The following is a 14,239-nucleotide window of genomic DNA, read 5'->3' as shown; positions in this document are numbered from 1 at the left end:
ATAAGCATAAACTTATGAAATGCGTTTGGTATGTTACCCCATATAGTAGGATTTTGTTTCATGGCAATTTTGTTAATTTGTGGTTTAACTAAGAAAAAATGGGGAGTCTAAAAAAGATGTTAGGGGAGGTATCGAAATATGTAGTTACTTCTCTCAAAAACGAGTTGCCCGATAAATACTACTATCATAACCTGCAGCATACTGAAGATGTGGTAAGTGCTACACAACTAATTGCTGAAGGGGAAGGTCTCTCTGACCAAGAGAAAGAAATTGTGGAAATTGCGGCATGGTTTCACGATCTGGGCCATATCTATGATAGCGAAAATCATGAAAGAAAGAGTGCAGAGATCGCTCGGGACTTCTTGACCAACAACAAAGTTGATTCTGAAATTATCGCCAGCGTTGAAGGCTGTATAATGGCGACCATGATGCCTCAGCGACCGCTGACCAAATTGGAAGAGGTGCTTTGTGATGCGGATTTGTATCACCTTTCGACGGATCAATTTGATGGAAGGGCTCAGCTCTTGAGAAAAGAATGGGAGGAAATAAACGATGAGGACTTCAAGAACTCTTCCTGGCTCAAAATAAATTCAGACTTCTTAAAAGGGCATGAATATTTTACCACGTTTGCCAAGAAGAGCTTTGAGGAGGGCAAGCAAAAGAACCTCAAAGCGTTACAAACGCAAATATCTGAACGTAAAAAAGAAAGGAACGCCGACCTAAAGAAAAAGGTAGCTACTCTTGAACAAAAATTAGCTAAGGCCAAAGAAAAGGAGGACATAAAACCTACCAGAGGTATAGAGACAATGTTTCGCACCACTTCAAAAAATCATCTGGATTTGAGCGGGATGGCCGACAACAAGGCGAACATTATGATCTCTATTAATTCGATCATACTTTCTATTATTATATCAGTGCTCATCAGGAAACTAGAGGAGTACCCTCATTTTATAATACCCACATTGATTTTGACCATTATCTGTTTGATCACGATCGTGCTAAGCATACTGGCTACACGGCCCAATATTTCAAAAGGGAAGTTTACACAAAGTGATATCATGAATAAGCGAACCAATCTTCTCTTTTTTGGCAATTTTCATAAAATGAGTTTGGAGGAGTATGAATGGGGAATGAATGAATTGATGAAAGATAGCCATTACCTGTATGGCAGTCTGATTAAAGATATTTATTACTTAGGCGCTGTTCTAGGAAAAAAATATAGAATGCTAAGGATGGCCTACACCGTATTTATGTTTGGTTTCGTGATCGCAGTACTATCCTTCATCGTAGCCGAAGTGTTCTTCAAGAATCAGTACATGTATTAATTGCATTTGCCGGGTCTATGAGCAATAGATCAACCGGTCTGTTCCCACTTTTTTATCATCTGATAGGAATCTTCCTGAGCATTGTAAAGCTTCTGGCCTTTGGTTCTTTGGATAGGGATATTGTTCATTTTTTGATCCAGCAATACTGATTTGGTATTATCCTGAAGCTGAAGACGTAGTATTTCCTTTACCTCTTGCTTTAGTGCCTTATCGTATACAGGGAAAGTCACCTCGATTCTACTTTTAAGGTTTCTCTTCATCCAATCTGCAGAACCCATAAACAGTTCATCTTTGTCATTATTATTGAACCAGAACACTCGGGCATGCTCAAGATAGCGGCCGACGATCCTGCGGACGGTGATATTTTCACTCATTCCGTCCACTCCAGGTATGATACAACAAATGCTTCTAACCAGCATGTCGATTTTTACACCAGCTCGGCTCGCTTCATAGAGTTTGTCAATCATGCCGCGCTCTTCTATATTGTTGAGCTTGATTATTATTTTGCCTTCCCTACCATTTTTTACATGGTCAATCTCTCGCTGAATCAGGGCGTTGAACGAATCAATGATATTGAATTGAGAGACTAACAGGTGTTTAAAGGGTTTGGGCTGTATCCTTTTATAAAGGTATTTGAACAGCTGGTCCAATTCTTCTCCCATCTTGTTGTGGCAAGTGAGCAGCCCATGGTCGCAATAGATACTGGCTGTTTTTTCATTGAGATTGCCAGTTCCAAAGAAGCAATAAATTTTATTTGAGCCATCTTCTGTTTTTTTCTTAACCAAAGCCACCTTTGCATGCACTTTGAGGCCAGGGATACTATATATTATTCTAATACCCTCTTTCTGCATTTTCTCTGCCCATATCAGATTGTTTTCTTCATCGAATCGAGCCTTCAATTCTATAAAGACAGTTACTTTCTTGCCGTTTTTAGCAGCCGATATGAGCGCATTACCTATGAGGGAGTCCGAGGCCATTCTGTAAAATGTCACCTTGATCTCTGTCACATATGGGTCTATCGCAGCTTGATTAAAAAACTGTAGGATGTAATTGTAACTATGATATGGAAAATGCAACATCTGATCAGATTCATCAATAGCTGTGAAGATTGATCGATGTCTATCTATCTTATAATTTTTTAAAGGCTCTTGATGTTCAAACTCAAGCGATGAGCCTATGGGATTTGGAAAATCCAGAAAGTCGAAAAGACTATGATATCTACCACCAGAGACCAGATCATCTTCTGACAGATGAAAAACATCTTGAAAGTTGCTTAGTAGTTCGGGAGACATGGATCGATCGAACAAAAATCTAGCTGGCGTGCCTAGGTTTCTCTTTTGAATCTGCTTCTGAATTTTTTCAACTAAATCCCCACTAAACTCATCCTCGATATTCAGATCAGCGTCCTTGTTCATTTTTATACTTTTGCACTCAAGCACCTCATAATCAGGAAATACAAAATCCAGATGCATAGAAACGATGTCGTCCAGAAAAATGTAGTGAAACTGAAAACTAGGTGAGGGTAATTTGAAAAATCTGGGCAGACGATTCGATGGGATATTGATAAAAGCGAACTTTATATCTTGCGAAAACTTACTCTTAAGTTTTATTGCAAAATACAACTCTCGATTGTTGAGAAATGGCTCCCTGATCGGATTATCAAATTGATAGGGCTGCAGAAACGAAAGCACCTTAGTTTTGAAATAATAAAGACATGCCGCTCGCTGATCTTCATTGAGTTGATTGGGCTCCAATATAAATACGCCATTTTTTTCAAGCTCCTTTAGCACATGCTCTCTTAACGTCTGACCGTATTCATCCAATTGGATTTGGATTCTTTCATGAATCCTATCGAGCAATATATCTGGTTTGATATCTAATGCTTTATTAATTTTTTTCTTACCAATTTCTACCAGCCGACGAATGTTGGCAACTCGTACTCTGAAGAATTCATCTTGATTCGAGGAGTAGATCGCGAGGAACCTCAACCGTTCGTAGAGAGGGACTTCGTTACTTTTTGCCTCCAAAAGGACACGATAGTTGAAAGTCATCCAACTGAGATCTCTGTTGAAGTACAGGTTTTTGACTTCTTTCTTTTTTTGTTCCGTTTTTTGCTCAGTATCCAACTCCTATTTCTCAATTTGAAAGAGAAATATAAGCCAACCACCTTTAAACAGCCTAAGATGCGTATGATTAATTTGTTAAATTTTAATAGTCAGAAAGTAATTAGATTTGAAACTAAAGAATCAGTCCATACGTTCGCTAGTCAAGGATTTTAAGTAAAATGATGGAGGCAAAGTTGGAGCAGTGTGATATGGGAGCAAGTTTCCCTTTTGAGTCAAAGTTGAGTTTGACCAACTTGATAGGATATTGGCAGGTACGTACCAATGACAAGAACTTTTTTCTTGCTTCTACGGCAAAGGAAATAATGAAGCGTTTGGAAAAAGCGCCTGAGCTTTTGGAGCCTATCGATGATATGACCGTATTGGACAGGCACAAAGAAGTTGTAAACCTTCTAATGACGGCTATATTTTCACCATTTACCGAAGAAGAGGAGATGGTGTCGGCTATGGCTCCGTTTAAAAAAGAAGACGTACATTCTACAAAAGCTTATCGGGATTTGATGGCGGAGGCGGGATCTTATGAGGCCTTGTTGGATCCGGAAGAGATGGCTCAGATCATGCTGCACAAGACGATGGCGGCTTACTTTGCTATCATGCAGATGTACTATGGCCTGACAATCGAGTTGGACAAGGATATCATTTATACACTGACTAACAACCGCACAGGGTTGCGCAGGTATTTTAAAATTACGATAAATCCAAAATTTTGCGAAATCAAGCTCAAAGGGGATCTGCCTGACTTATCTGAAGAGGGTATTAAACACCTGACGGATAATGTCGACAATGTAGACGTTTGGATGGAAATGCTACCGACGGAAATATTTGAGTTTCAAGGCTTGATTGTTTTCAAATTGAACGAAGTCACTAAGGAGCAGGTGCTATCCAGAATGAAAGAAAATTTGCTGGAGAAAGACAGTATTACTGATGAAGCAAGTTTTCTTGATTTGGAACAAAAGTTCCGTTCACTATTACAGCTTTCTGACGTCAGGCTTGGAATCTCAGGTTATCAAAAGAGCAAGAATAGATTTATCAATTTCGGAGGTCAATCCGGACGTAGTATTTTGATAGGTCAAGGCGATAAAATAGACTGTGTAAACGCTAATGCCCATCTTTATGAACGCTTTGCCAATCAGGCTGAGCCGATGATAGTGGAAGACATGTCACAGTGCTGCAGCCAACTGCAAGAGCAAGCCTCTACATTGCAGCATGGCGGAGTCAACAATTTGATTCTGAATCCCCTGTTTTATAATGACGAATTTGTGGGCCTCTTGGAGCTTGCATCTCCCAATAAAGGGGATCTGAATGCACTTACGCTGACCCGGATCAAAGAAGTACTTCCTTTGTTTTCTATAGCTGTTAAAAGAAGCTCTGAAGAGATTGAGAATAACATTCAAAATTTAATTAAGCAGAAATACACTTCGATTCACCCCACCGTAGAATGGAAGTTTAATAATGCAGCGCATGAAATGCTGGACCAGATTTCACAGAATAAAAACGCTGTGGCTCCCAACATTGTCTTCAACAATGTATTTCCTCTGTATGCGGCATCGGACATTAGAAACTCATCTGTCGAAAGACATCACTGCATTTATAAGGATTTGAACCGACAGCTGCAGCTTGCCAAAAAGGTTCTCAACAAAGCCATGGAGCTTACCAATCTTCCCATTTTGGATGAAACGATTTTCAGGTTGGATGCTTTTAGAAAAAAAATAAAAAATAAGCTGGTGACTGGCGACGAAACAGTCATACTTGAGTTTATTCAAGAGGAGGTCGAGCCAATCATTAGAAATATTGAAGCCAATCACGCAGACAATAGTGAATTTTCTGCAGAGTATTGGAATGCTTTGGATACCGAGATTGGTGTCGTCTACGAACACAGAAAAAACTTTGAGGATAGTCTAACCATGCTCAATGATACAATAGGGACGATCTTGGATGAAGAAGAGAAAAAGGCCCAAAAAATGTTTCCACACTATTTCGAAAAATATAAAACTGATGGTGTGGAGCACAACATTTATATCGGGGCGTCTATGGTAGAGCACCTTGAGTTCGACGAAGTTTATCTAAGAAATCTACGGTTGTGGCAACTTGTGGTGACCGCTGAGATTGCCAACAGGAGTGCAGCCCTTATTCCTAGCTTACCAATGCCTTTGGAGACCACTCATTTAATATTGGTGCATTCAAATCCACTGTCTATTAGATTCAGACAGGAAGAGAAGAAATTCGATGTAGATGGTGCATACAATATTCGTTATGAGATCACCAAAAAACGAATAGATAAGGCAGTGGTCAAAGATTCCGAGGAGAGAATAACACAGCCAGGCAAAATAGCAATCATTTATTCGCAAGATAGGGATGCTGAAGAATACAGGAGATATATAGATTATCTCAAAAACAAAGGCCTATTGATTGGGGAAGTTGAGCAGTTGGAACTGGAAGAGCTACAGGGAGTAAGCGGGCTAAGGGCGCTGAGAATTGCTGTCAATATGGAATCTTCTTCCATAATAGACGAGGTGAAAAAACTACTGGAAGTGGCATAAAAAAAATCCAACGTAAGTTGGATTTTATATTTTCACAGGGAGCTATAATTAAGCCTCCTTTTCTTCCTTTTTGTTGGTGTTTCTAAAGTCGATAAGAGAGACCGCTGCAGCAAAACTGACGAGAGCGATCACAATATTCACAAATAAATCTACACCTGAAGTAACTGCTGGATTAAACATAATCGTGGTTCTTTTTTAAATATCCCTGCGAAGATAACTAAGAATCCATTGAACTCAAAAGTTCTCTATATCTATAACAGTCGGTTGTATGATCATTGACCAGACCAGTGGCTTGCATATGGGCATACATGATGGTGCTTCCAACAAACTTGAACCCACGTTTTTTCAAATCTTTACTCAGCGTGTCGGATGCTGTCGTAGTAGCCGGCACGTCCTGCTTGCTCTTCCAATGCCCAATGATCGGCTTGTGTTCTACAAATGACCAGATATAGTTTGAGAAAGAACCAAATTCCTTTTGTACTTCCAAAAACCTGATTGCGTTATTCACAGCAGCCCTTATTTTTTGTTGATTACGAATGATTGCCGGGTTTGAGATTAAAGATTCGATTTTCTCCTCATCAAATTTTGCTACTTCGTGTACATCAAATTGTGCAAAGGCCTCTCTATATCCTGCTCTCTTTTTTAGTACAGTACTCCAACTCAGGCCTGCCTGTGCACTTTCCAGAATGAGAAATTCGAAATGTACCCGATCGTTATATGTAGGCGTGCCCCATTCTTTGTCATGGTAGTTTTCATATGATTTATAGTGACCAAGGGCCCACTCGCACTTTGCTTTATTCATGGCTCGTAGATTATTATGATAAAAATAACGGGAAGTGTATCAATTTGGCTATTTTTCAACGTTAAATGATTTCAATAATTTATAACAATCAATTCTTTGCGCAATTACTTCACGTCGATTATTCTAGTGCTGGTTGTCGGCCTTTTCTTCATAGGCCAGCCGGCTAATGCTCAGTCTGGTACTGTGCGATGGTTATCCATGAAAAATCTTGACATTCAGCCTCATTTGCCCAAGTATTTGCTGTCGACAAAATCAGTGGTTTTTGTCTCGGTACCTCCAACGATTGCTAACCCTAGTGTCCGTAAGGATTGGCGAGAATTATCGCGACGTGTACATGAATCCTTCCGAAGAATGAAGATTGATGCCGTCGCCTATTATTATCTCGATGATCTTTTTGCCAACCCCAATGCCAATGCCTCATTTGCAAAGGAAATGGAGCGTCGTGAGATAAAATATATAATAGTGGTGGAGCAGTCCCCAGCCAACGAGCAGGGAGTTGAGTCATTTGTCATATCCATAACTGCGTTTAATGACAAAAACACTTTTATTAGTGAAGGTCAAAAAGCTTGGCAGATGGAAGGGCCAGTGCTGGATGTCTTACTCAAGGAAATGAGAAAAGATGTCTTTAGAGCAGAAATGAACTTAGCCAATTATCTTATTCCCGATCTGCCAGAATTTTTTACGGACACCAAAATCCTCGAGGCCAAAAGAATTCCTACCTACGCCATGGATCTCAAGGTAGACAAACTGGTGGTCCCAAAGTTTAGAAAATATCAAGTAGAGGACAGCTCTGCCTTGGATGATGAAGCTCGAAGAAATATTGCGTCGTTTAATGCTGAGGTTGAAAGAAAAAATAGAAGATTGGAGGAAATAATGCTTGATTACCCGTTGAAATATGTCTTCTCGGAGAGTGGGAAAGATGATGAAATTTATAATCAGGGATATCAGTTAGCGTTACAATCTATTACCAGTACTGGTAAGACCATAAAGAAAATGCTCAACTATGAAGTGGATCCTTACGAAACTGATTATGTCACCATCAAGGCTGGGAGTACACTTAGCACACAACCTGTAGATGCCGTGGTGACCAAGTATTTTGTAAAACATGTCTATACTAAAGATGTATACCTGGGATCAAGGTGGGACGCTGATTTGACATGGGAAGAGGCGCTAGAAAATTTCATTTTTCACATGAAGGATATACTTAAGGTTAAATAGGGGTATTTTTTACCAGCAATGTGAGAACAACAATTGAACTCTGAATTGTTGAATGAACCGTATAAGCATTATATTAGCCGACAAATTGTAAAACAATGGTGCGACCATTTTATAAACTTGCTCTATTTTCGGTAATGTTGATTGCAGCCGTAATCAGCCGTGCACAGGATGCACCTTTTCAATTAAGTCAAGGAGATATCGCCCTAAACTTTTCTGGTGTTGATCAGAACGGAGATACATTCGAACTGTACAATGCACTTGAAAAAGGGCCAGTTGTTTTGATGTTTTATAGGGGACATTGGTGTCCTCATTGCAACAAACAACTCTCTCAGATGGAGGACTCACTCAATTTTATTACCGAAAAGGGAGGAATAGTAGTGGCTGTCACACCTGAGAAACCTGAAGGAGTCGCAAAAACCGTTGATAAAACCGGAGCTTCTTTTAAAATCATTCATGACAAGAGTCTTGACATTATGAATACCTATCATGTGACCTTTAAATTGGAGGAGGTGATGTTAAAAAAATATAAACACTGGGGAATTGATCTAGTAGAAAACAATGGAGACAATGGCCCCAACCTACCGGTTCCTGCAACTTATATTATCGGACAAGACAAAAAAATATTGTATGCTTTTTTCGATCCGGATTATAAGAAACGCGCGACCGTAGGTAAAATCTTACAGAATTTATAAGTTTGAGTTATTATGCTGACACCACTACAAATAAAGAAACTTTCTCATTTTTTCAACATTCTTGATTTTGATAAAAATGGCTCAATCGAAGAAGAAGATTTTGAAGCGATAGGTGAGAACTTAGCCATCATTCGTGATATAGATTTAGATACTCCCGAATACGATGTGGTTATGGGAATGACCAAAGGTATATGGGATAAGCTAGTCCCGTATGTGGAAAATGGAGAAGGGACAAAAGAACAATGGTTGCAGTTTATGACTGTGCTTCTGGATCCCAAAAATCTAGAAACTTATAAGCAGTACCTCAATAACTTTGTGACCACTCTGTTTAGATTATTTGATATCAATGATGATGGGTTTATATCGCAGACCGAATATATCGACTTATTCATTGGGATGAGAATTGAGGTTCGTTTCGCACCAAAGGCATTTAGAAACCTGGATACCAACAATGATGGAAGACTTTCTCAAGAGGAAATGATTCGGTCTGTGGATCAATTTATGAGAAGCGATAACCCTAACACTGCGGGTAACTGGCTTTTTGGTGGATGGGAAGAAAGCAGAGTTTAATTTTAGAATCCATCGTCTTCGTCCTCTTCTAATTCTTCGAAAGTATTGTAATCCTCTACAGGGTCTTCTTCTTCAGATCCTTCGACATCTTCTATAGTCTGATAGATATCTTCCTCCAAATGCGTTTCTTCTGGGTATTCCAGATTATATGCCTCATTGATTCCATAGTATTTGTTTCGGAAGTCATTTACAAATTTCAGCACTTCGAATTCATCACCCACCACAGTTGTATATTCACCAAGGCCTGTGCTGCTGATGGTAGAATTTTCTGTTACGAAATTGTTGAAATCCGAGTTGGATGAAAACATCATCAGACGACCATGTTCATAGCTGAAGAAATACCAGGTAGATGGTGCAATCTGCAGGAACAGGTGAACAACATCTTCTCCATCATCAGATTTCTTGATTTCCAGAAAGCCATCGGATAGGGCATTGATATCTGTTTGAAGTATATGTGACAGACCCATTTTAGAAGTATTGTAAAAACCACGATGTCGATGTGACCAGGCTAGATTCACATTAGAAATAAACAATGTTTTGATGACTTTAGGGGAGCTCTCTGCAAGTGCCATATATTCATTCATCGAGTTGTTTTCATAATTTCTTGTGGCTGGATCTCCAATCATATCGGCCAGCTTGTACATCAATTCGATGTTATTGCCATGAGCCACCTCAGGCCCAACCTGAGCTACTACATCCGTAATGTCAGAAGTCATAGCTGTGAGTACGGTCGGATGCAGCTTCATATCCAAGGCTAGCATCGCATCCATAAAATAGGTGTTGGAGTCTGGCTTGGCAAAGCCAAGTACGGTGGCCTCCAGGGAGAATTCGGGTTTGTTCCTTATAAATGAGACCGGACCCTCAAACAGAAGCTGCTGAGTATCGTCATTATAAATGAAACTTCTACCGGAATAAGTTTCATTTAGAGTTTTTGAAGGATCTTCAATTCTAAATTCTGACAATGAGTCTGTATAAGAAAGTAGGCCTCCCGCTTTAAATATGGGCTCGTCAGCAGCTCTCTTTTTATCATGCACGTAGGCCATGTATACATCGTAGGTGACACTATTGTAATACAGGCCAGCGTCTATTGGTTTGCCGGTGGTGGTCGTAGCTGTATCGATGTCGATCAACACTTCGTCCTGACCCTCGGGGACAGAATAGTTAATCCAATAGTCATATTCCCCAAGACTGGTAATGTTAGGCTTGACTTGTCCCTCCATTTCCAAATACTTGCGATTGGCGTACATAGTCACATCTCCTGCAAAGAAAAACCCTGGTGACGGCTGAAGCTTTTGTGACTCAAGTACTGTACCGCCTGAGACGGTCATACTGTCATATTCATTTTTACCCACCTGAAAGCCTTTCAATTCGAAGCTGTCGAATTTGATAGCGAAGGTGTCTTGTGCAGCATTGACTAACTCATAAGTCGCGTATCCTTCAAACTTCTTGCTCGAAATCACTGTGATATTGCCATCAAACAGGTTGTGATACCCGTTGAGCGTATCAATTTTGAGTTTGGCGTTTTCGAATGGTCTCAGTACTGCATTTTCGAAAATAGTGGTCTCGTTGTTGTCTGGAATGATCTCAGCATCAGCCACTTTGATATAAGGGATACCCTGTATGTTGAGTTCAAAGGTGTTGATGTCATAGATCGCATTGGTAGCGCTGAAGGCTAGAGAATCCAGCTCTTCACGGGTGGTATAGAAATAGGAAGAGCTGATATCTATTTCATCAGGCTTGGTCATGGTAATTCGGTCAGAATCCAGATACCATGTGGCTTCAGTTATGGAGGTTTTCATTTGAGCATATGGATAACTGATAGCAGCGACTCCTTCTTGCTCAGGTCTGACCTCGGCTATATTGTCGAGCAAGTTGAATTCTAAGGCTATATCCTCTCCTTTCATCGCTGGTTTCTCGGGGTTATCTGTCAAGATTTCGAATTCTGCATGTCTTCCTGAATATTCATATTGGCTAAAGTGAAATTCATCAGAGACTGATCGCGATCCTCGTGAGAGCATTTCACCAGACCCGTAGACACCGCCGGCTGTAATATTGGCTTTTCCATCAAGTGAGGCGCTGGAATTATAGAATTGAAATGGTTCGTTTCTGTTGGCGATGTACATACTGTCCTTGAGCGGGAGCCAAAGCATCTTATAGTCGGCCAGCACTGCTTCAGGATATGAGGCCTGATCCAATTGTCCTTCACGGATGATACCTTCCTGTCCTACCGCTGATACAGAATCCATATAAAAAATAAAATCATCGGAATTTACCGTTGTTGTCCGGTAATCAATTCTTCCATCAGCACGTAGACCGTCTGCATTCAATGATAGGCTATCATACAACACGCCTTCGCCACCATAGAGCGCATATCCCGAGGCAGGTATTTGATGTTCGAATCCCAATGATCTGTCGGGCATGATCACAAGGTTCTCCGCTATCGGTGGAATTATTCCTCCAGAATAGAATGTCCCTTTGAAAGCGATCCCAGCAGGGTCATCACGATTGATACTGTCCATCTCAAACGGAGGGACCACGAAATATACAGACTTGTCATAGGCACCATCTAAGATATCAGGACTGTCAAAATATACAATGGCTTCTGAGTCTGATACGAAAAAAGGATATTGGGCAAATCGCCTGACCCCGGCTTTGTTTTTTGGGTGGTTGATGTATAACGTACCTGAGGTCTGAGTCAAGTGATTGCTAAGTGACGTTTTCTCCTCATCATCCCCTTCATGAAAATCAACCTGAATTCTTATAGAATCGATGACGGGCATTTGAATCAAATATTCATCATAGTTGAAAAAGAAGTCCGTACCACGATATTTGAAATCACCTGCGTTTACTCCTCCACTAAATCTCATATTCTTGTCTTCGAGTAAAGTAATCCGACTCGAATCTGGCGTGATTCTTACGTCTTCGTCGGGTGTCACCACTATTCTACTGACCCCTCGTACCTCCATTTCGCCAGTCTCAAAATTCAAAGAAGCATTGGAGCCATTCGGATTTAATGATGAAATAAGAATGTTGTCGAAATCCTTCTGCTTGGTATAGGCCATCACATAGTGGAATGCCTTTCTAAGGACTTTGATCTGATTGTTCTCTTCATCAAAGAGAATATAATTGTTTTGCTTTAGGAATTGCATAGCTGGGAAAGCCAGCTCGGGCTTGATCCCAAAATGTTCCTGCATTTCGAGAAGGTTGTATTCTGGGCTCTGAACCAGTCGAGCAAATTCTACAACGGCTCTCACCGGATGAAACTCGAACAATCCGGTCATTTTCTTGTAGCGCAAAGGATTGAAATACTCTTCGGATTCGAATAGGGCAGGTACTCTATTCTTTGCATTGAGAATGGAGATGTCAATGCTGTCTGATTCAAGATGCCACTGTATCATATCAGCTTTAAATTCTAATTTAAAGAAGGAAGAGAAGTAGTAGGTGTTTTTGTATGCTCCCTTGTCCTTGAGCAGAGTCAATTTTGATATGGCTTGATCGTAGTCAAATCGTACAGAATGGTGGTAGATAGAGTCTGATCCATGATAGAGAACAAATGCAACTTTATCAGACAAGATCAACGAATCCTTGAAGACATACTCTACAGCTTTAGCTACAAAAGATCTTCCTTTACCATCTGCTACTTCAATCGTAGACGGCTCTTTAGAAACAGAGGTACCAAATTTTCTAGCGCCTTTCATGGCGAATCCACCAGTGTATTTTAATCTCTCTCCAGGCAGGCTCAATTCAAGATCGGAATGATGTGAGATAAACTGAGGGAATCTCTTTTCTTCATGATCAAGTCGTTTCCCACTTTTGAAAATGAATGCCCCAGGCGCTTCTCCATTGAATAGATCGGGATATTTTAGCTTGGCTCGAGAGGTTCTCAATTTGGGAATGTTCACATTGAATGAATAGCCTTCAAGCAATACGACAGCGCCTTCGGTGCCAGCCAGGTCATCTGGCCAATCCACCTCGCCAGCTGTTCCAACGAATACTTGATCTTTGATTAAAAAAGTACCTGAAGCATTGCTAATAGTTAGCGTATCATATGGTGTTGCAATCTTAAATTCAATACCAGTAAGCTTGATGGCTGGGCCAGAGAGAATTGGATCCTGATCATTGGATTTCATTTGAGCAACTAAATCTATCTTCTCTAGAGAAAAAGCCTGCCTCTCCAATACCAGCGGCTTCTTTTCTTCTTCAGCCGAAAAATTTTCTGATTCTTCGCTGTTGTAAAAACTGTCATCGCTGTTTCCGTTGTCATCATTGCCCCATCCATCATCACTTCCCCAGCTGTCGTCATCACTACCCCATCCATCATCACTTCCCCAACCGTCGTCGCTGCCCCAATCATCTGTGCCAGTCTCCTCCTCCGTATACTCCTCCTCGACTTCCTCTTCGGATATAAACTCCTCTTCCTCCTCTTCTAATGGGGCTTCTGGCTCAGGCTCTGGTAGCTCTCCTTCCAATAAGGCTATTTCGTAAAACCCTCCAGTGGTAGTTAGCTTGTTATAATGCGAATTGTAGAGAGCGCCGCGTGCAAAAAAGAAAGTAAGTGTTCTGAAAAAGTCTGCGACCTCATTTTTTTCATAGAAATCGACAGCATGGTGGCATACGTCCAGAATGGTTGACAGCTCCGCAGAATTCGAGCCTTCCTGAGTTAAAGCATAGGTGATAAGGCTAAAGAAGTATTCATGATACGGTCGGGTACCAAACCGACGATCTTCCATTTTATTACAAATTTCTATAATGGATACTTTCTGTTCATCCGTGATGCTGGATGCCCAGGCATTCCTAAAGTCGTAGGAAACTTTTTCGGCTGATTCTGTGCCAATACCAGATATATTATTCACAACGTCTTCTACAAACTTGTCAGGCTCCTGTGAGAACCTAAAATATTGAGCTTGCGCCAGACTTGTTATAAGTATAAAAAAAAGTAGAAAGTATATTCGCCTATTCCAGACCATCT

The 14,239-nt window shown here is 40.6% G+C and carries 9 protein-coding genes; 5 read left to right on the top strand and 4 right to left on the bottom strand.

Going from position 1 to position 14,239, the window contains the following annotated elements:
* The first annotated feature begins 98 nt into the window (after window positions 1–98).
* Window positions 99–1,325 (top strand): Pycsar system effector family protein, encoded by a 1,227-nt coding sequence (locus ABJF11_RS07940; RefSeq protein ID WP_348119269.1) that lies wholly within the window; start codon window positions 99–101, stop codon window positions 1,323–1,325.
* A 29-nt stretch (window positions 1,326–1,354) separates the two neighbouring features.
* Here ABJF11_RS07940 and ppk1 read toward each other — a convergent pair whose 3' ends face one another.
* The gene (gene ppk1, locus ABJF11_RS07935; protein WP_348119268.1) at window positions 1,355–3,451 is read right to left on the bottom strand and encodes a polyphosphate kinase 1; all 2,097 of its coding nucleotides are present in this window, start codon (window positions 3,449–3,451) and stop codon (window positions 1,355–1,357) included.
* Between the two features lie 158 nt (window positions 3,452–3,609).
* On the opposite strand from ppk1, the gene ABJF11_RS07930 reads away from it, so the two are divergent.
* Window positions 3,610–5,988: a GAF domain-containing protein gene (locus ABJF11_RS07930; protein ID WP_348119267.1), complete on the top strand. Its 2,379-nt coding sequence runs from the start codon at window positions 3,610–3,612 to the stop codon at window positions 5,986–5,988.
* A gap of 48 nt (window positions 5,989–6,036) precedes the next feature.
* On the opposite strand, the gene ABJF11_RS07925 is transcribed toward ABJF11_RS07930, so the two are convergent.
* Window positions 6,037–6,168: a hypothetical protein gene (locus ABJF11_RS07925; RefSeq protein WP_348119266.1), complete on the bottom strand. Its 132-nt coding sequence runs from the start codon at window positions 6,166–6,168 to the stop codon at window positions 6,037–6,039.
* A gap of 37 nt (window positions 6,169–6,205) precedes the next feature.
* Window positions 6,206–6,790, bottom strand: coding sequence for a DNA-3-methyladenine glycosylase I (locus ABJF11_RS07920; RefSeq protein WP_348119265.1), 585 nt, complete (start codon window positions 6,788–6,790; stop codon window positions 6,206–6,208).
* Window positions 6,791–6,886: 96 nt separating this feature from the next.
* On the opposite strand from ABJF11_RS07920, the gene ABJF11_RS07915 reads away from it, so the two are divergent.
* The 3 genes from ABJF11_RS07915 (at window position 6,887) to ABJF11_RS07905 (ending at window position 9,270) form a co-directional block, all read left to right on the top strand.
* Window positions 6,887–8,008, top strand: coding sequence for a hypothetical protein (locus ABJF11_RS07915; protein ID WP_348119264.1), 1,122 nt, complete (start codon window positions 6,887–6,889; stop codon window positions 8,006–8,008).
* Window positions 8,009–8,103: 95 nt separating this feature from the next.
* Window positions 8,104–8,700: a peroxiredoxin-like family protein gene (locus ABJF11_RS07910; protein ID WP_348119263.1), complete on the top strand. Its 597-nt coding sequence runs from the start codon at window positions 8,104–8,106 to the stop codon at window positions 8,698–8,700.
* 12 nt (window positions 8,701–8,712) lie between these two features.
* The gene (locus ABJF11_RS07905) at window positions 8,713–9,270 is read left to right on the top strand and encodes an EF-hand domain-containing protein (RefSeq protein WP_348119262.1); all 558 of its coding nucleotides are present in this window, start codon (window positions 8,713–8,715) and stop codon (window positions 9,268–9,270) included.
* Between the two features lie 2 nt (window positions 9,271–9,272).
* Here the strand turns inward: ABJF11_RS07905 and ABJF11_RS07900 are convergent, their stop codons facing one another.
* Window positions 9,273–14,237: a hypothetical protein gene (locus tag ABJF11_RS07900; protein ID WP_348119261.1), complete on the bottom strand. Its 4,965-nt coding sequence runs from the start codon at window positions 14,235–14,237 to the stop codon at window positions 9,273–9,275.
* Window positions 14,238–14,239: the final 2 nt, after the last annotated feature.

Origin of the sequence: Reichenbachiella sp. (genome assembly GCF_039941815.1) — a bacterium.
Classification (GTDB): Bacteria; Bacteroidota; Bacteroidia; order Cytophagales; family Cyclobacteriaceae; genus Reichenbachiella.
Note: the sequence above shows the minus strand (reverse complement) of the source record. Positions and strands in the feature narration are given on the sequence as shown.